The organism is Litchfieldella anticariensis FP35 = DSM 16096 (assembly GCF_000409775.1).
Lineage (GTDB): Bacteria > Pseudomonadota > Gammaproteobacteria > Pseudomonadales > Halomonadaceae > Litchfieldella > Litchfieldella anticariensis.
Genome location: NZ_KE332393.1, coordinates 313,742 through 332,187 on the forward strand (window position 1 = coordinate 313,742; position 18,446 = coordinate 332,187).

The 18,446-nt window shown below is 60.7% G+C and carries 19 protein-coding genes; 8 read left to right on the plus strand and 11 right to left on the minus strand.

The window, feature by feature from the left end:
* Window positions 1-89 precede the first annotated feature (89 nt).
* From L861_RS24605 to L861_RS19780, 3 genes are all read left to right on the plus strand, one after another.
* Window positions 90-281, plus strand: a complete 192-nt coding sequence (locus L861_RS24605; RefSeq protein WP_144063079.1) for a hypothetical protein — start codon at window positions 90-92, stop codon at window positions 279-281.
* Window positions 282-374: 93 nt separating this feature from the next.
* Window positions 375-3,617: a ribonucleotide reductase barrel domain-containing protein gene (locus tag L861_RS19775; protein ID WP_016418429.1), complete on the plus strand. Its 3,243-nt coding sequence runs from the start codon at window positions 375-377 to the stop codon at window positions 3,615-3,617.
* A gap of 53 nt (window positions 3,618-3,670) precedes the next feature.
* Complete coding sequence (locus tag L861_RS19780) at window positions 3,671-4,414, plus strand: hypothetical protein (RefSeq protein WP_016418430.1); 744 nt, start codon at window positions 3,671-3,673, stop codon at window positions 4,412-4,414.
* A gap of 19 nt (window positions 4,415-4,433) precedes the next feature.
* Here the strand turns inward: L861_RS19780 and L861_RS19785 are convergent, their stop codons facing one another.
* Together L861_RS19785 and L861_RS19790 are read right to left on the minus strand one after the other, a co-directional pair.
* Complete coding sequence (locus L861_RS19785) at window positions 4,434-5,189, minus strand: glutathione S-transferase family protein (protein WP_016418431.1); 756 nt, start codon at window positions 5,187-5,189, stop codon at window positions 4,434-4,436.
* 71 nt (window positions 5,190-5,260) lie between these two features.
* Window positions 5,261-5,551: a DUF1330 domain-containing protein gene (locus L861_RS19790; protein ID WP_016418432.1), complete on the minus strand. Its 291-nt coding sequence runs from the start codon at window positions 5,549-5,551 to the stop codon at window positions 5,261-5,263.
* Between the two features lie 102 nt (window positions 5,552-5,653).
* On the opposite strand from L861_RS19790, the gene ribBA reads away from it, so the two are divergent.
* Entirely contained in the window at window positions 5,654-6,751 is a 1,098-nt protein-coding gene (gene ribBA, locus L861_RS19795; RefSeq protein WP_016418433.1) for a bifunctional 3,4-dihydroxy-2-butanone-4-phosphate synthase/GTP cyclohydrolase II, read from the plus strand.
* A gap of 210 nt (window positions 6,752-6,961) precedes the next feature.
* Here ribBA and L861_RS19800 read toward each other — a convergent pair whose 3' ends face one another.
* Entirely contained in the window at window positions 6,962-7,735 is a 774-nt protein-coding gene (locus L861_RS19800) for an SDR family NAD(P)-dependent oxidoreductase (protein WP_016418434.1), read from the minus strand.
* Window positions 7,736-7,926: 191 nt separating this feature from the next.
* Between L861_RS19800 and gcvA the strand changes: the two genes are divergently transcribed.
* Entirely contained in the window at window positions 7,927-8,841 is a 915-nt protein-coding gene (gene gcvA / locus L861_RS19805) for a transcriptional regulator GcvA (RefSeq protein ID WP_016418435.1), read from the plus strand.
* A 72-nt stretch (window positions 8,842-8,913) separates the two neighbouring features.
* Here gcvA and L861_RS19810 read toward each other — a convergent pair whose 3' ends face one another.
* From L861_RS19810 to L861_RS19840, 7 genes are all read right to left on the minus strand, one after another.
* The gene (locus L861_RS19810; protein ID WP_016418436.1) at window positions 8,914-9,471 is read right to left on the minus strand and encodes an NUDIX hydrolase; all 558 of its coding nucleotides are present in this window, start codon (window positions 9,469-9,471) and stop codon (window positions 8,914-8,916) included.
* A gap of 10 nt (window positions 9,472-9,481) precedes the next feature.
* Window positions 9,482-10,219 carry a GntR family transcriptional regulator gene (locus L861_RS19815; protein ID WP_016418437.1) on the minus strand — a complete coding sequence of 246 codons (738 nt, stop codon included), beginning with the start codon at window positions 10,217-10,219 and terminating at the stop codon, window positions 9,482-9,484.
* A 33-nt stretch (window positions 10,220-10,252) separates the two neighbouring features.
* Window positions 10,253-10,633 carry a 4-carboxymuconolactone decarboxylase gene (gene pcaC / locus L861_RS19820; RefSeq protein WP_016418438.1) on the minus strand — a complete coding sequence of 127 codons (381 nt, stop codon included), beginning with the start codon at window positions 10,631-10,633 and terminating at the stop codon, window positions 10,253-10,255.
* 24 nt (window positions 10,634-10,657) lie between these two features.
* Window positions 10,658-11,164, minus strand: coding sequence for a flavin reductase family protein (locus L861_RS19825; RefSeq protein ID WP_016418439.1), 507 nt, complete (start codon window positions 11,162-11,164; stop codon window positions 10,658-10,660).
* A 158-nt stretch (window positions 11,165-11,322) separates the two neighbouring features.
* Window positions 11,323-12,801, minus strand: a complete 1,479-nt coding sequence (locus L861_RS19830; RefSeq protein WP_016418440.1) for an aldehyde dehydrogenase — start codon at window positions 12,799-12,801, stop codon at window positions 11,323-11,325.
* Window positions 12,798-13,628, minus strand: coding sequence for an alpha/beta fold hydrolase (locus L861_RS19835; protein ID WP_016418441.1), 831 nt, complete (start codon window positions 13,626-13,628; stop codon window positions 12,798-12,800). Before L861_RS19835 ends, L861_RS19830 begins: the two co-directional genes overlap by 4 nt.
* 18 nt (window positions 13,629-13,646) lie before the next feature.
* Window positions 13,647-14,249, minus strand: a complete 603-nt coding sequence (locus L861_RS19840; RefSeq protein WP_016418442.1) for an amino acid synthesis family protein — start codon at window positions 14,247-14,249, stop codon at window positions 13,647-13,649.
* A 381-nt stretch (window positions 14,250-14,630) separates the two neighbouring features.
* On the opposite strand from L861_RS19840, the gene L861_RS19845 reads away from it, so the two are divergent.
* The 3 genes from L861_RS19845 to L861_RS19855 all read left to right on the plus strand — a co-directional run bounded on the left by L861_RS19845 (window position 14,631) and on the right by L861_RS19855 (window position 17,868).
* Entirely contained in the window at window positions 14,631-16,214 is a 1,584-nt protein-coding gene (locus L861_RS19845; RefSeq protein WP_016418443.1) for a BCCT family transporter, read from the plus strand.
* A gap of 15 nt (window positions 16,215-16,229) precedes the next feature.
* Window positions 16,230-17,273 (plus strand): LLM class flavin-dependent oxidoreductase, encoded by a 1,044-nt coding sequence (locus L861_RS19850; protein WP_016418444.1) that lies wholly within the window; start codon window positions 16,230-16,232, stop codon window positions 17,271-17,273.
* 172 nt (window positions 17,274-17,445) lie between these two features.
* On the plus strand, window positions 17,446-17,868 hold the full coding sequence (locus L861_RS19855; RefSeq protein WP_016418445.1) for a globin: 423 nt from the start codon (window positions 17,446-17,448) through the stop codon (window positions 17,866-17,868).
* Window positions 17,869-17,891: 23 nt separating this feature from the next.
* Here the strand turns inward: L861_RS19855 and L861_RS19860 are convergent, their stop codons facing one another.
* Window positions 17,892-18,428: an HPP family protein gene (locus tag L861_RS19860; RefSeq protein WP_016418446.1), complete on the minus strand. Its 537-nt coding sequence runs from the start codon at window positions 18,426-18,428 to the stop codon at window positions 17,892-17,894.
* Between the last annotated feature and the right edge of the window lie 18 nt (window positions 18,429-18,446).

Consider the following 18,446-nt stretch of genomic DNA (forward strand, 5'->3'; position numbering starts at 1 on the left):
TTTGAATTCACATGGTCTATATATGGTAGTTGTGGCTGTCGAGAGCCATAGTGGACATAGCTTGACGCGTGTCAGGAAAGGGCTCTTTCATGAACGCTAGGATGGCGCTTCGAATATTGCTCTCTGGAGAGGTCGTGATGTCACCATTGTCGTTGTCATTTCTTCCCTTGCCGCTACCCGCTCCCGGCCGATTGATACGCGTCATCGATTCCCATATGCCATGGCTGCTCAAGCGTCGGCTGAGCCGCTTGGAAATATTGACGCGTCGCAGCGATTACTGATTGCCGAACTTTTCGCCAGGTGATTGACCAACGATACAAGAGCAATCGTTTGTCACTGGCCTGACATTTCATGGATCATTCGGAGACTCACACATGAGCACATCCGCCAAGGCGGCCAAGACATCCAACGAGGTTCCGATGCAGGCGCCATCGCGTGATATCTGGGATTCCAAGTACCGGCTAAAGGACCGCCATGGACGGCCGGTGGACAAGGATTTTCACGCCACCTTCGAGCGCGTGGCGCAGGCCTTGGCTGCCGTTGAGGGTGAGCAGGCCGACTCCTGGCTGCCGAAGTTCCGTTGGGCACTGGAAAATGGCGCGATCCCGGCGGGGCGGATTCTCTCCAACGCTGGGGCCGACGACTATAAGCCGTCGGTCAGCCTAATCAACTGTACGGTATCGCGCAGCATTCACGACTCCATGCACGACATCCTGAGTTCGGTGGTGGATGCTGGCATGACACTCAAGGCCGGTTGTGGCATCGGTTACGAATTCTCCACCTTGCGCCACAAGGGGGCCTTCGTATTCGGCGCGGGTGCCGGCACCAATGGCCCGCTGGCATTCATGGATATCTTCGACAAGATGTGCTTCACGGTGGCTTCGGCGGGCGGACGTCGCGGCGCGCAGATGGGCACTTTCGATGTCGGCCATCCGGATGTCGAGGCCTTCATCGAGGCCAAGCGCGAGCCCGGCCGGTTGCGCCAGTTCAATCTCAGCTTGCTGATCACCGACGAGTTCATGGAGGCGGTGCGTGACGATGCCGATTGGCCGCTGGCCTTCCCGCTACATTCCGGTGAGAAAGACGATGTACGCGCCGAGGACCTCATCTATCGCGACTGGCCGGTGATCGAGGAGGGCTATAGCGTCGACGACGAAGGCCGAGTGGCTTGCCGTGTGGTCAAGACCATCAAGGCCCGCGAGTTGTGGGACACCATCATGGGGTCCACCTACGATTACGCCGAACCGGGCTTCGTATTGATCGACCAGGTCAACCGCCTGAACAACAACTGGTTCTGCGAGGAAATTCGCGCGACCAACCCTTGTGTCACGGCGGATACTTGGGTCCAAACCTCAGAAGGACCGAGGCAGGTGGCTGATCTGGTTGGGCTCTCCTTTGATGCTGTCGTTGACGGTGAATCGCATCGAAGCGGCCCACAAGGATTTTTTCTCACGGCAAAGAAGCCAGTCGTCCGTCTGCGAACGGCTGAAGGATACAGTCTCAAGTTGACGAGCGATCACCGTGTGTGTCGCGTGTCAGCGTTCACGCGCTATCGCACCGAGACGGAATGGTGTCCAGCAGGAGAGTTGCGTCAGGGTGACCGGGTGCTGCTCAACGATCATCGGGCCGGCCCTGAGTGGGCTGGGAACTTGACTGAAGATCAAGGGTACCTGCTTGGGCTGTTGGTCGGAGATGGCACCCTCAAGACGGACAAGGCCATATTGTCGGTGTGGGCTGATGCAGCCGTGGTCAACGACGCAGACTCAGGCGCCGATACTGGAGTTCGCTCAGTCATGGCATTAGCCGAAAAGGCTGCCCGTAGTCTACCTCACCGAGCGGATTTCTCAGGTTGGCAGAAAATCAATGGCCGTAACGAATTTCGCCTGTCCACGTCGGCACTTCGCGAGCTGGCTTTGGACATGGGAATGCAGCCTGGCAACAAGGCTATTACGCCCATACTGGAAAAGGCTTCCTCGAGCGGCTATGTCGGATTCTTGCGAGGTTTTTTTGATGCTGATGGCTCGGTCCAAGGGACTCAGGCCAAGGGTGTCAGCGTAAGGTTGGCGCAGTCGGACATGCCGCGCCTTGAGGCAGTACAACGAATGCTGCTTCGATTAGGTATTGTTTCCACCATCTACCGCGACCGTCGTAATGGACTAAGCCAGCTGTTGCCTGATGGTCGTGGTGGGCACCGCGAATATGCACTCTCACCTCAGCATGAACTGGTCATCACGGGAGAGAACCTGGAGAGATTCGTTGAGCGTATCGGCTTTGGTGATAGTAAGAAGCAGGGTCGTCTGGAGCAGTTGTTAGGAAGTTATCGTCGCGGCCTGAATCGGGAACGCTTCATTGCCAGAGTGGTGACTCTTGAAGAAGTCGGTGTCGAAGCGGTGTACGACGTTCAAGTGCCTGGCATCAACGAATTCGACGCAAATGGCTTTCATGCTCACAATTGTGGTGAGCAACCACTTCCGCCAGAGGGCGCATGTCTGCTGGGTTCGGTGAATCTGACGCGCTTCGTGATTGAGCCTTTCAGCGACAACCCGCGCTTCGACTGGGAACGCTATCGCAAGGTGGTGGCAATCTTCACCCGCATGCTCGACAACGTGGTCGAGATCAGCGGCCTGCCGTTGCCCGGGCAGCGCCGCGAGCTCGAAGCCAAGCGCCGTCATGGCATGGGTTTCCTTGGCTTGGGGTCGACCCTGGCCATGCTCAAGATTCCTTATGGCTCGCAGGAGTCGCTGGACTTTACCGATGAAGTGAGCAAGGTGCTGGCCATCGAAGGCTGGAAGCAGGCGCTCGAACTATCACGCGAGAAGGGCATGGCACCGGTACTTGCCGAAGAGTTCGAAATCACGCCCAAGATGCTGCGCGAGCGCCCGGAACTGGCGAAGGATGGTTACGAAGTCGGCGACAAGGTGCCAGGCCGTATCCTGCATACCCGCTACAGCCGCTATATGCAGAAGATTGCCGAGGTGGAGCCCGAGTTGGTGGCGGCGCTGGCCGAGCACGGCGCGCGCTTCACCCACCATTCGTCGATCGCCCCCACCGGTACTATCAGCCTGTCGCTGGGCAACAATGCCTCCAACGGCATCGAGCCGTCGTTCTCGCACCGCTACTTCCGTAATGTCATCCAGTCGGGCAAGAAGACCAAGGCGCAGGTCGAGGTAGTGTCCTTCGAACTGGCGGCCTACCGCCACTTCGTGGCGGCCGATGCGGTGGAAAGCGATCTGCCGGACTACTTCGTCACCGCCGATGCGGTGACTCCTGAGCAGCATGTGGCGGTTCAGGCGGCGGCCCAGGCATGGATCGATTCAGCGATCTCCAAGACGGTCAACGTACCCACCGATTTCCCGTTCGAGCAGTTCAAGGATCTCTACCAGAAGGCTTACGATAGCCGTCTCAAGGGCTGCACCACCTTCCGCTTCAACCCCGAGGCCTTCCAGGGTGTGCTGGTGCGCGAGGACGATCTCAAGAACACCACCTATGTGTTCGAACTGGAGAACGGCGAAACCTTGGAACTCAAGGGTGACGAGAAAGTGATCTATGAGGGTGAAGAGCACACCGCCGCCAACCTTTACGATGCGATCAAGGAGGGGACTTATGGCAAGTGGTGACTGGCTTGCCTGGCCGTTTCACGTCGACCCCAACCCTCTGGAGAATGTCGCTGATGAGCATTGAAATCAACTCCAAGATCGTCTCGCTGAGCATTAAGAAGGCGGTGCAGGAAGCTCCACCGCTCGCTGATGAAAATCCGCTCACCGTGCGCATTCCCTCGCGTCCGGAAGGCACCCTGGAAGCGGTATCGGAAAAGATCTCTTACGTCGGTGCCGAGGGTCGCAAAAAGGTCTACGTGCTGGTCTCGTTCATGCCGGTCGAAGGCGTGCTCAACGGCAAGCGCGTGGTGATAGAGCGCCCGGTGGAGTTCTTCTTCCCCTCTGGCCAGCTCTCCAGCGAGCACCAGTGGATCACCGCCACCATGCGCAGCCTGTCGCTGGCGGCGCGCGGCGGCTACGTGACCCAGGCGCTGGCCGACCTGCGCAAGGTGGTTTGGGACAAGGGCCTGGTACGCTGCGGTACCAACCGTTGGGGCAAGCCGATGTTCCATGACTCCGAAGTATCGGCGGTCGCCTGGTCGATCCAACAGATCCTCTACCGCCGCGGTTTCGTCGATATCGACGGCAACCAAGTGCCGGTCGACGAGTTGGTTAGTCGCTACGCGCATCGCCTGGCCCATGGCCACCCCTGGCAGCCGCCGGAACCCGAAGAGGTCGCCCGCCAGGAGCGCGCAGAACAGGAAAACGGTGATGGCCCCACCGTGGTTGGCCAGTGTCCGGAGTGTCGTGGCGACCTGATCATGATGGATGGCTGCCCGACCTGTTACGCCGGCTGCGGCTGGTCGAAGTGCGGGTAGAGAGCCAGGACCAAGCGGCTCAGTCGGCTCGGTCCGGGGCGTGTCCCACGAGCTGGTGTGGGTCACCGAGAGGGTAGTCGGGGGCGAGAAACAGGCGTCCCTCGATGCCCTCGGCCGATGCAGCGCGGCGGATGGCGGGTTTGCCTTTCAAGTGCGTCATCAGACGGTCGAGATTGGGCAGTTCATTCCAAGGGATATCGCGTAGGGGGCTGTCGAGGGGATAGAGCTGCATCCAGCGGATCAGGCAGGCCAGATAAGGGTCGAGCACGCTGGGACCGCTAGGCAGCAATCCATCTCCCTGGCCATGCCCGGCCAGTTCCTCGAGCAGTTGCAGATGCTGCTGAATGCGGCGAGTCAGCTTATCTCTGAGATGCCGGATCTCCGCTTCGCCTTCGGCATAGCGCCAAGTGTAGAAACGCACTCGCAGGTCGGCGTGCAGGGTGTTGGAAAGGAAGAACAGCCAGGCGAGGAAGGGCCCTCTCTGTGCCGGCTGTGAAACCCTGGTGCTGTCATGTCGTTCGCTCAGATGCAGCAGGATGGCCCCGGTCTCGAACAGGGTCACCCCCCGAGTCTCGTCCACCAGTACCGGCAACAGGCCTTGAGGATTCAATGCTCGAAACTGGGGGTCGTCGAGGCCACCTTTGGCACGATCGACGCGTACGTCGCGGTAGCCGACGCCTATTTCCTCCAGCACCATGCGTATCACCAGGTTGGCACTGTCCGGGGAATAGTACAGCCGATAGGACGGGCTTTCTTCTGCGCCTGAGAGGGGCATGCTGCAAGCTCACGGTTAACCGTTGGGAATGTCAGGGCAGCATAGCATTGGCCCTTCAGTCCCGCAGTGGCTCATAAGCCCTCCACGATGACGATGTCCACCTCCGCCGCTCCGTCCCGTGCTGCCTTGGCTTCCTGATACGCCTCCGAGTGATAGCAATCGAGCGCCTGCTGGTAACTGGGAAATTCTATGATGACGCTCCGCTGGGGCGTTTCACGGCCCTCCATGGCGATACGCTCGCCGCCACGTGCCAGGATGCTGGCCCCGAAGCGAGTAAACGCCTCAGGAGCCAGGGCCTGATAGTCGGCATAAGCGTGCGGGTCGGTCACGGTGATATTGGCGATCCAGTAGCCTTTGGGCATGGTGGGCTCCGGCTGATGGTGGCTGTTTGTATTATGGTATGCCAAAATGACGCCGCATCATATGGCATGGGGCGTTACATACCGAGGGAGGCCGGAAGCGTTATGGCATTCGATCGAATTGAAGACATCATCGACGATATACGCCGTGGGCGAATGGTCATCCTGCTTGACGATGAGGATCGCGAGAATGAAGGCGATCTCGTCATGGCCGCCGACCACGTCACGCCCGAGGCGATCAACTTCATGGCCACCCATGCTCGCGGCCTGATCTGCTTGACGCTGAGCGGTGCACGCTGCGAACAGCTGGGTCTGGCACCGATGGTCGAGAACAACGGTGCCAGCTTTGCCACGGCGTTCACCGTATCCATCGAAGCCCGTGAGGGTGTGACCACCGGCATTTCCGCAGCGGATCGTGCGACCACGGTAAAGGCCGCAGTGGCACCGGACGCGCATCCGAGAGACCTGGTACAGCCCGGGCATATCTTTCCGTTACGCGCGCGAGACGGTGGTGTCTTGAGCCGTGCCGGCCATACCGAGGCAGGTTGCGACCTGGCCCGCTTGGCCGGCCTCGAGCCGGCGGCGGTGATCGTCGAGATCATGAACGAGGATGGCAGCATGGCGCGCCGCCCCGAACTGGAGGCGTTCGCTCGTCGTCATGGACTGCGTATCGGCACTATCGCCGACCTGATCCAGTACCGTCTGGCCACCGAGAAGACGGTAGTGCATACCGGCCAGGAGCCACTCCAGACCGTGCATGGTGAGTTCACGCTGCATACGTACGAAGACACTATCAGTGGCGAGGCGCACCTGGCGCTGACCATGGGGGAGATGGACCTCGACAGGCCAACGCTGGTGCGGGTCCATGCCATGGATCCTCTGCGCGATCTGGTGGGGGCCGAGTATCAAGGCCCCAGGGCATGGTCGTTATGGTCGTCCCTGGAAGCGGTAGCAGCGGAAAGGCATGGCGTCGTGGTGATACTCGCCAGCCATGAGTCGTCCCAGAGCCTGCTGTCGCGAGCCACACGTCTCAACAAGCCGTCGAGCGACAATTCCCAGCGCCGTTATACCAATACCGGAACCGGCTCACAGATACTTGCCGATCTCGGTGTCGGCAAGCTGCGGCTCATGGGGGCACCCTTGAACTACAAGGGACTGGCCGGATTCGAGCTGGAGGTAGTGGAGGTCGTCTCGCCGCCCTAGTGGGGTGATGCTGTAACACATTCAGCACTTCCCCAGCGCCGGGCGTGTGCGCCGCGCGCTCCACGAGCTCAGGATTCCGGGCTGGGTTATTTGCATGGCGCGGCGCGAGAAATCGGCATTGACGAGCATGGGTGAGCCCCCAGAAATTCATGGGAGGGGTGGCCGGCTGGTCGAATCATCGGCAGCCGGCCCTCCCGGTACGACTTACTTTCAGTTGCGGCCAGCCATCACGCCGCCGTCCACGTCCCAGATCGCGCCGGTGACCCAGCCGGCCTTGTCCGACAGCAGGAAGGTGACCACTTCGGCGACATCCTGCGGAGTGCCGACGCGACCGATGGGGTGGAAGCTGTTGAAGCCCTGCAGCGCGCTGTGCACTTCGGCCTTTGGGATGAAGCCCTCGTAGATCGGGGTCTGCACCACCGCTGGCGACACCGCGTTGACGCGGATGTGCTTCGTAGCCAGCTCCATGGCCAGGTTTTGGGTCAGGGAATGCAGGCCGGCCTTGGCCATGGAGTACGCTGACGATGGGGTCGCGGCGATGGCCTGCTTGGCCCACATCGACCCGATGTTGACGATCGCACCCGGGCGATTCTGGGCGACCAGGGTGGCGGCGACCTTCTGGGTGATGAAGAAGAACGCCTTGTTCAGCTTCATGTACTGGTCGTAGTCCGCGTCCTGATGCTCCAGGAACGGCTTGGGGAAGAACACCCCGGCCGCGTTGACCAGCAGGTCGATGTCAGCATGCTGTTCGTCGATGGTCCTGAGCAGCTCGGCCAGCCCTTCCTCGCTGGACAAGTCTGCCGTCAGCGCCGCGACCTGGCCCAGAGCGACCAGTTCCTTGCGCGCCTCTTCGGTCTTTTCCGGGCGATGGCCCACGATTACCGTACTGCCACCTTCGGCGAGGACCATCCGGGCCGTCTGCAAGCCCATTCCGCTGGTGCCACCGACGACCAGTAACTTCTTGCCATTGAATTGATTGCTCATTGTGAAACCTCTCTGCTCTCTATAACGGATAGGAAGAAAAACTATTCATGATGGACCGCATGACGAGTTCCGATGCCAGCCGCGGGGATCGTGTAGCGCTGATCATCGACATGAGAGGGGATTCTTCGCTGATTTCCTCCCGTCGGCAAATGAGATAAAGTGTCTGGAGTTAAAAGAAAAACTTTGTCGATATGAAGTCACCGGTTCATCTCAACGCCTTGCGCGCCTTTGAGGCCAGCGCCCGTCATAAGAGCTTTTCCGCGGCGGCGGCCGAACTGAATGTCACCCCCGCTGCGGTCGGCCAGCTCGTGCGCACACTGGAGGAATGGCTGGGCATGCCTCTGTTCCACCGTGCTAGCAGTGGGCGGGTTCGGCTCGTTCCCACCGAGGCGGCCGAACGCGCGCTGCCAGACATCCGGGCGGGTTTCGACAGGCTCGCGCTGGGTCTGGAACGGCTCAAGGAGGGATCGGCCAGCAACGTGCTTACCGTGACGGTCAGCCCGGCCTTTGCCGCCAAGTGGTTGCTACCCCGCATTGACAGGTTTCAGGCCGCCTGGCCTGACACGGACGTGCGTCTGGATACGAATCACAAACCGGTGGACTTTGCGGTACAACGAGTGGATGTCGGTGTGCGTTATGGTCCGGGCAACTGGCCGGGGCTGGAGGCGGAGAAGTTGATGGAGGAAGAGGTTTATCCGGTCTGCTCGCCGGGCCTGCTGCGTGAACATGGGCGCCTGCGCAAGCCCACCGATCTAGCGCGCGAGATCCTGATCCACGATCTGTCGATGGATGGCTATACCGGGTTTCCATCGTGGATGGCATGGCTCAAGAAAGCCGGTGTGGCTGGCGCGGCAACCCCGCGCGGCATGCAAATCAACAATTCCGCAGCCGTATTACAGGCGGCGATCGATGGGCACGGCGTAGCGCTCGCACGCAGCGTCATGGTGCGCGATGATCTGGCCGCTGGTCGGCTGGTGCGGCTGTTTCCTGAGGTCGAGTGCGCTTCGGCGCTGGCCTATTACGTGGTCTATCGACCCGAGTGCGGCAATCTGCCGAGAGTGAAGGCTTTCCGCGATTGGCTGTTCACGGAGGTGGCGGCGGGCTAGATTCCGTGCCGGCCGCTCCAGAGGGGATGGACACCATCTTCCAGGGGGCTGGGCGAGTGAGGAAGCGCTTCCCTAACGCATGAAGTGTATGGTGCCGTTATCCATGCTGCCGCTATAGATGCCGTAAGTGCCACCGGCGTGCTCGTCGATATAGCGCTCGAGAATCTGGCGAATGGCGGGGTAGAAGATCGTGTCCCAGGGGATGTCTTCGGCACGAAACCACTTCACGGTCAGTGTCTCGTGGCCCGGTGGGTCGTTCCACTCCAGCAGACGGGCGCGGTAGATGATGTAGAGTTCGTTGGTCGGCGGAACGCTGAAGATCGAGTAGGGCGTGAGAATCTCGGCATGGATACCGGTCTCCTCGCGGACTTCTCGCTGGGCGGCCTCCTCGACGCTCTCCCCGCGTTCCATGAAGCCCGCCGGCAGGGTCCAGGTGCCCACGCGCGGCGGAATGCCGCGCTGACATAGCAGCAAGTTCCCCTCGCGTTCGATGATGGCGCCGGCGATTACGCGCGGATTGTCGTAGTCGACGTAACCGCAGGCACTGCAGTAGTCGCGCTCATGCGTATCGCCTTCGGGAACGCCGTGGGCGAGGGGATGGTGGCCGCAACGACAGCAGTAGTGTTGCATAGGCACCTCGCTACAGCGTGGTTTCGACTCGCAGCGGTGGTGTAATCGGTTCGGGCGATTGGTCGTCCTTGGCGGCCAGGACTGCCAAGGCGATCTTCGCCGCTGCCTGGATGTGCGCTACGCAAGCTTCATGGGCAGCGGCCGGGTCTCGCGCCTTGATCGCCTCGACGATGCGTTCCATCTCGCGAAAACTGTCGACGGAGCGTTCTTGCTGGGACACCGACGTGGCACGCAGGTAGTTGACGCGTGCCTGCAACTGGCTGAGCACCTGTCCGGCGATACGGTTGCCGGCACCCTCGTAAAGCACGCCATAGAAATCGCTGACCGCTTCGACGATCTCATGAGTGTCGCCTTCGCGGAGGGTATCCTTGAGGATCTCCCATGCCCGGTCCAGCTCCGCCATCTGACGACGATTCGCTTTCTGGGTAAAGAGCTGCACCACCATGCTTTCCAGCATGCAGCGCAGCTCGTAGATATCGCGAGCGTCTTCCAGCGTGATCACGGCGACTCGTGGCCCACGGGTACCAACATGCTCGACAAGACCCTCGGCTTCGAGATGACGCAAGGCCTCACGCACCGAGGTACGGCTGACGCCCAGGCGCTCGCACAGGTCGCGTTCCACCAGACGATCACCGGGCAGCAACTGGAAGCTCATGATCGCCTGACGCAGCTTGTCCAGCACCATCTCGCGGAGGGTGGGTTGATTGCGCGTGACCTTGAGACTGTCATCCCGCAGCGCTCTTCGCATCGTTACTTTCTCCTGGTCATGGTGTCGCCCGGCCTATAGCTCGCCCATTTCGGTAAGCACCTCGCGGGCATTACGGAACGCGTCGATGGCCGCCGGTACCCCGCAGTAGACCGCCGTTTGCAGCAAGATCTCACGTATCTCCTCGACACTGAGGCCATTGTTGATTGCTCCACGAACATGCAGACGTAGTTCGTGAGGACGATTCAGGGCGGTGATCATCGCCAAGTTTATCATGCTGCGCTCGCGGTCACTGAGTCCCTCGCGCTGCCACACTTCTCCCCAGCAGTACTCGGTGACCAACTGCTGAAGTGGACGTGTGAAGTCGTCGGCATTGCGGATCGACTGATCGACGTACTCGGCGCCGAGTACGCGGCGACGCTTGTCCAGGCCCCGCTCGAAACGTTGTTGTGACATGGGGATACCCCTCTGGTGTTTGGTTCAGGCCGTGGCCGCCGTTAAACGAAAGGCCTCGGGTAGCTTGTCCATCTTTCCCCGGCAGTAAAGCAGTGGGTCGATCTTGTCGTCACCGACCCATAGTCTCCGCACTTCTCCCACTACGATGGCGTGATCGCCCCCCGGGTAATCTTCCCATAATTGGCACTCCAGATAGGCCGTGGCGCCGTCGAGAATGGCGTTGCCGAGTGCGGAACGATGCCAGGCGATCCCTTCAGTCTTGTCACGGCCCTTGCTGGCGAAGCGGTAGGCGATGGACTGCTGGTCGTGGCCGAGGATATGCACCGCGAAGCGGCCGCTGCGCTTGATGACGGGATAGGAGTCCGAGCTCAGGCTGGGACAGACCAGCACCAGCGGCGGGTCCATCGACACCGCCGAGAAAGCGCTGGCGGTGAAGCCGACGAGGCGGTCGTCTTCCTCGAGGGCCGTAATGACGGTGACGCCGGTCGGGAACGCACCGAGAACTTGCTTGTAACGTTGGGTATCGATCATGGTTCGCTCCGCACTCAGAGGGTGTTTACAAAAGTGACGAGCGACGGCAAGGCAAGGCGAAATCAGCCGAAACAGCGGAGTTTACGGGTTTGTAAATGAGCATTTTGAGGCTGATTTCAACACAGCATGGCCGAGCGCAGTAGTTTGTGAACATCCTCTCAACGCATGATGAAAGGGTCGGGCATCGGTTGCGTGGACAAGTTGATCCACAGGGTCTTGAGCTCGGTGTAATCGCGCACCGCGTCGATGCCGCACTCGCGGCCGTAGCCGCTGGCGCCGAAGCCGCCAATCGGTGCCATGGCCGAGACCGCACGGTAGGTATTGACCCACAGAATGCCGGCACGGATGTCACGGCCGAGGCGATGGGCGCGTCCGAGATCCCGCGTCCAGATACCGGCGGCAAGGCCATATTCGGTGTCGTTGGCCAGCCGCAATGCCTCGGCCTCGTCGTCGAAGGGGATCACCGCCACCACCGGGCCGAAGACTTCTTCCTGCATGATCGGCATGTCATGCGACCCGCAGGCCAGGATCGTCGGGGTGTAGTACCAGCCCCGCTCGATGGCCGGCCGCGCACCGCCATACAGCAGCCGTGCGCCGTCGGCTTGCGCCTGCGCGACCATGCGCTCGACGGTTTCCAACTGGGCTTGGGTTGCCATGGGGCCCATTTCGGTCTCGGTATCGGCCGGGTCGCCGATGCGGATGGTGCGTGCCCGCTCGCAGAGGCGTTCGACGACCTCGTCGTAGATGCCGCGCTGGACCAGCAGGCGTGAACCGGCCACGCAACTCTGCCCGGAGGCGGCGAACACCCCGGCCACCACGCCATTGACGGCGCTGTCCAGATCGGCGTCCTCGAACAAGATGTTGGGCGACTTGCCACCCAACTCCAGTGACAGCCTGGCGAAGTTCTCGGCGCTGTTGCGCACCACATGGCGAGCAGCCGAGGCGCCGCCGGTGAAGGCGATCTTGCGTACCATCGGATGGCTGGTAAGCGCCGCGCCGGTGGTCGGGCCGAAGCCGGTGACCAGGTTGACCACTCCTGGAGGGAAACCGGCTTGTTCGACCAGGCGCATTAGCCTGATCAGGCTGGCGGAGGCGTGTTCCGAGGGCTTGATGACCACGGTATTGCCGGCAGCCAGTGCGGGAGCGAGCTTGATGGCGGTCAGGTACAGCGGGCTGTTCCACGGAATGATCGCCGCCACCACTCCGAGCGGAACACGCACGGTGGCGCCGAACATGTCCGCCTTGTCCAGTGGCAGGGTTTCGCCGACGACCTTGTCCGCCAGCCCGGCGTTGTAATGGAAGAATTCGGGGAGGTAGCCGACCTGGCCGCGCGTCTCGCGAATCAGTTTACCGTTGTCGCGGCTCTCCAACTGGGCGAGTTCCTCACCGTGCTCGGCGATCAGCTCGCCGAGCCGGTGCAGCAACTTGCCCCGGGCGGTGGCCGTGAGTCCGGCCCAGGCAGGAGCTTCGAAGGCGCGCTGGGCGGCTTGCACGGCGGCATCGACATCCTGGGCGTCGGCATCCGGCAGGCGGCACCACGCTTCGCCGGTGGCAGGATCGTAACTGTCGAAGGTGGCGCCAGAGTGGGCGGCAACCCACTCCCCATCAATATACATGCGTAGCGTATCCAGGCTCATCGGAGTGCCTCCTTGAATGAGTCGTGGGCAAAGACTTTGGCGAGAAATCGCAGCAACATGGCATTGACGGCTTCGTGAGCTTCCATGGGTGCCATATGCCGCTGGCCGGGCAGGATATGCACTTCGGCGTTGGGCAGACGCTCGGCCAGGGCCCGCGCCATGCACGGAGTGGAGCCCGGGTCCAGCTCGCCGGTGGCGACCAGCACCGGCACGCGAATCGTCTGCAGCCGCTCGGTACCGAAGTCGTCCTGGGTACCAAACAGGGCGTAGCTGCGATAATACCCTTGCGGATGATTGTTGCTGACGGTGGCGTGGATCTTGGCAATCCGCCCTGGGTGAGCATCGCGGAACGCCGGACTGAACCAGCGCTTCAAGGCTTCGTCGACATTGGCAGCGGGGCCTTGCTCGCGAGTCTGGGCCAGACGCTGTTGCACCCCGGCGCGTTGGCTCGCATCGCGCTCGAAGACACTGGATAGCACCACCATCGCCGCCAGACGCTGCGGATAGCGCAGGGCGAAGGCGCGTGCCACCAAGCCGCCCATCGAGAAGCCCACCACGGCGACCCGGTCGAAGCTCAAGTGATCGAGCAGCGCCACCAACTGGTCCGCATAGTCATCCAGCCTGGCGTTTTCCCGAGGCAGAGTGCTGTCGCCGTGTCCCAGCATGTCGTAGGCGATGACCTCATGGTGCTGCGACAGGGCGCCGACTTGTGCTTGCCACATGGTGGCGTCGAGGCCCACACCGTGGATGAGTACCACCGGCGTGCCCTGCCCCTGGCGCCAGTAGCGCGTGCCGTCGGGAGCCTTGTGGGCTTTGGTGAGTTCCATGCTGCCTCCTTGAGAACCCTAGTCGTCGTTGCCGTCTCGAGCGGCCTCGGCGGCCAGTTCCTGCAGATCCTGATAGCGATTGCCGATACGCGGATGCACCCGCCCGCCATCGGCGGCACCCAAGGCCACGACGATCTCGTCCTGGCGGGGAGCGTCCTCGATGCGCATCTCCAGCGTGATGTAGTGCGAGCGAAATCCCTCGTCGTGCTTGTGCATCATCGGGATCTGAATCGAGGTGCCCGGCCCGCCGCGTTTGTTGGTGAAGCTCAGGTAACTCTTGGCGTCCACGGCTTCACGATAATGATTGCCGAAGCGCAGGGTGTGAATGATCGCCGAAGCGTGCTCGATCTCCCCGTCGGCGCCGACCACCGCTGCCTTGCCGTATGCCTCGATGGCCTCTCCATCGATTTCCTTCAGCACCAGTTCGACGATTTGCTTGCCGAGAGCGGAGCAGCCGTCGCGGATTTCCGGTGCCAGGTCCTCGACGAAGCCGCGGCCATGCCAGGGATTGGCGATCACCGCTGCCACGCCAAGCATGGTCACCGGGCGCTCGCCGCGCTTGCCACCCTCGATGTAGGTCGTTTCGCGGTAAGTCGCGATCTTGCGGATTTCAAAACTCATCGTCGTCTCCATTGGTTCGGCATACGCAGGGAGTCGTGCGGCCGTAGACCGTCCTGATTTTTGGTATACCGTAATACGTAATCTAAAAACCAGCAAGAAACACTTGCTCATGAGACGCCGAGTTGTCCCGATACCTCAGTTGGTAAATTTTTTAATCAATTGTATTTGAACAATTTTATCTTGACTGTTGAATGCGTTCGCTAAGGCGCGAAGGAAAAAGTCTTTGCATATCGTAATACGGTATACCAAACTGCGAGACGAGCCATCGCTTCCTACGCCAGGGAAGGACGGCAACGAATGGCTCAATAAAAACTTTGGATCCGTGCGGTGTGATAGATGCCGTCACGACAACGACAAGAGACATCCAAGGAGAGCTTCCCCATGCAAGACTCTCGACAGGGCACTTCAAGGCTCGGTGTGTTTGCCGGTGTGGATAGGACGATGGCGATCGCTTCGCTGACGATGGTGGTCGCTTTCGTGCTCTTCTCCGTGCTGCAACCGACCCTGGCCAACAGCATCTACCAAGGTGTGAAGCAGTTCATCGAACAGGAACTCGGTTGGTATTACATACTCACGGTCAACGTGGTGTTGATCGTGGTTATCGGCATCATCGTCAGCCCCTATGGCAAGCTACGTCTGGGCCGCGACAATGAACGTCCCGAGTTTTCCAACTTCACCTGGTTCGCCATGCTTTTCAGTGCGGCAGTGGGTACCGGCTTGCTGTTCTGGAGCATTGCCGAGCCGCTGAGTCACCTGCAAGGCAACCCTTTCATCGCCATGGCGGGAGTGGAGCCCAATACCATGGAAGCGGCGCAGACGGCCTTGCGTATCACCATTTTCCATTGGGGGCTGCATGGTTGGGCGATCTACATCCTGGTCGGCACCATCCTGGCCTACTTCGCCTATCGCCGCGGCTTGCCGCTGACCATTCGCTCGGCGTTCTATCCCTTGCTAGGCGAGCGCATTCATGGATCGATCGGCCACGGCATCGACCTGCTGGCGATCTTTGCCACCTTGTTCGGCACCGCCACCACCCTGGGGCTTGGGGTGTCGCAGATGAACGCCGGCCTCAACAGCCTGTTCGGCATGGAAATTACCAGTACCAATCAGGTCCTGCTAATACTGGGTGTCACCGTGGTGGCGACTCTCTCGGCGGTGTCCGGATTGAGGAAGGGCATCCGGTTGCTTAGCGAATGGAACATCTATCTCAGCATGATCCTGTTCGCGTTCTTCATATTGGCCGGCCCCACCATCTTCCTGTTGACCCTCTTTACCACCAGCGTTGGCGATTATTTGACCAATATCGTCGGCATGGGCTTCTGGACCAACCCCGATCCCGAGAGCCAATGGCAGGGCTGGTGGACGCTCTTCTACTGGGGCTGGTGGCTGTCCTGGGGCCCCTACGTGGGGATGTTCATCGCACGCATCTCTCGCGGTCGTACCATTCGAGAAGTGCTGTTCGGCGGTATGCTGGCCGCGACTCTCGGAGCGATGGTGTGGATCGTGATCTTCGGCGGTACCGCCTTGCACCTGCAGCTGTTCGGTGGCGTCGATTTGGCCACAGTGGCGAACGACGACGTGACCAAGGTGCTGTTTCAGACCATCGCCGCCCTGGATGTGCCTTGGGCCACCACCTTCATGATCGCCATGGCGACACTGATGATCATTACCTGGTTCGTGACGTCTGCCGACTCGGGCACCCTCGTCATTTCCACCATCCTGGCCAAAGGCAATCCCCATCCGCCACAGCTCTATCGGGTGATCTGGGGCCTGGGTCTTGGTGCCACCTCGGCCGTGTTGCTGTTGGCCGGTGGCCTGGAAGCCCTGCAAACGGCTGCCATCGCGGCGGCATTCCCGTTCTCCTTGGCGCTGCTGATCATGGCCTATTGCATGATCAAGGCACTGAGTGAGGAAGGCCGCGATGCCACGATTGCCGCCAGGCTGGCCGACCCTAACGCACTTTGAAAGGAGTGTTGAGAGATGCAGTTTTCGCTATTCCTTCATATGGAACGCTATCACGAGCACGAAAGTCATCGGCAGTTGTTCGAGGAACTCTGCGAATTGGTGAAGATCGCTGAGGCCGGAGGCTTTCGTACCGCCTGGATCGGTGAGCATCACGGCATGCAGTTCACCTCATCGCCGAGCCCGCTTGCACAGTTGGCATACCTGGCGGCCAAGACCGAGCGCATCCGTCTGGGCGCCGGTACCTTCGTCGCCCCTTTCTGGGACCCGATTCGCCTGGCGGGAGAAGCCGCCATGCTCGACCTGATCAGTGGCGGTCGCCTCGAGTTCGGTATTGCCCGCGGTGCCTATCAATACGAGTTCGACCGTCTCGCTGATGGCATGTCGGCGGCCGATGGCGGCCAGTCATTGCGTGAAATGGTGCCGGCGATGCGGGGGCTGTGGCAGGGCGACTATGCACATCACGGTGAGGTCTATCGTTTCCCAACCACCACCAGCGTTCCCAAGCCGGTGCAGTCACCGTTGCCGCCGATGTGGATCGCCGCTCGAGATCCCAACTCCCATGATTTCGCGGTCAAGAACGGCTGCAACGTGATGGTCACGGCATTGATGAAGGGCGACGAGGAGGTGGCCGATCTCGCGCACAAGTTCGATACCGCTTGTGCCAACCACCCCGAGGTGTCCCGCCCCGAGCTGATGCTGCTACGCCATACCTATGTGCATGAGGAGGGCGATCCGGATGGCTGGCAAAGAGGGGCTGAGGCGATCAACCGCTTCTATCGCTACTTCCTGGCCTGGTTCAAGAATGACCAGCAGGCGGTCAACGGCTTCTTCGAACCCGTAACGGAGGAGTCGGTGGCCGACAACCCCGAGTTCTCGCTTGATAGCCTGCATCGCAACATGATGATCGGAACGCCTTTGGAACTGGTCGAACGGCTCAAGGGCTACGAAGCCATGGGCATCACCGAATACAGCTTCTGGACCGATAACACTCTGTCTTTCGAGGACAAGAAGCGCTCGCTCGAGCTCTTCATTCGCGACGTCATGCCGCACTTTCGCTGATTGCCAGGTAGGGGCACCGGGAGCCAGTCGGTGCCCCACTTTATGACGCGATACTCGGCGAGTGCCGCAGTCAATTCCTTGATCTCGGTCATGGTCAGGAGAGATTGGCGGGAGGGTGTATTGCCGGAGGGCTAGTCTGAAGAGAATAGGTGGCCACAAGCGGATCAAGGCCATGGATGTCGAACAGCTCTTCGATACAAGCTTCGAGCGGGTGCTGAACCGCGAGATCGATGGCCAGGCGTTCTTTGCCGCTTTCTACGACGCTTTCACCGCTAGTTCTCCGAAAGTCGCGCACAAGTTCCGCCACACTGACATGCCTCGCCAGCAGGCCATGCTCAAGAAGTCGTTCTATCACTTGCTGGCGTTCTATGGGTCGAGCAATGCCGATTATTACCTGGATCAAGTGGCGGTTAGCCACAGCCGGGGGCATCTGGACATCCGTCCGGCGCTATACGATCTCTGGCTCGAAACCCTGATCGATACGGCACGAAGATACGACGACCATTTCGACGATCAGATCGAACTCGCCTGGCGCCTGGTGATGGCGCCGGGCATCGTCTACATGAAGTTCCATTACGACCGTCATGGGCCGTGATTCCGCCCCGTGGTGCTGGAGTGTTACCACCAGTGCTGGGGGTAGCGGCGATGCCGAGCCAGGTTGTTGACGAGTATGGCCACTGACAGCATCAGGATGCAGGCGATAGCGACCGGCATCAGGGCATAACTCCAACTCAGTGAATGCAACTCGTTCGAGCCGATCACCGCGATCAGGGCGGTCGCTCCACCGGGGGGATGCAGGGTATGGGTCAACTGCATGACGAGGATGGCCGTCGACACGGCCACTGCGGCTGCCAGCCAGGTGTCACCCAGCCACTGCCAACTGAATACGCCCACCAGCGCCGAAAGCACATTGCCGCCCAACACGTTGCGCGGCTGTGCCAGGGGGCTCTCTGGTGCGGCATACAGCAGTACTGACGTTGCGCCGAAGGAACCGATCATCAGCAGAGCTTGTGACGGCAAGGTGAGTTCGCTCAGCCAGCCGACTCCTGTCATGCCCAGAAAGGCGCCGAACCAGGACCATAGGGCATCACGCCAGCATGGCGGCGTCCGCTCGGCGGGCGCCCCCTTCATCTTGTTGAGATATGTTCTGACCATTGTTCGCTTGATCGAATC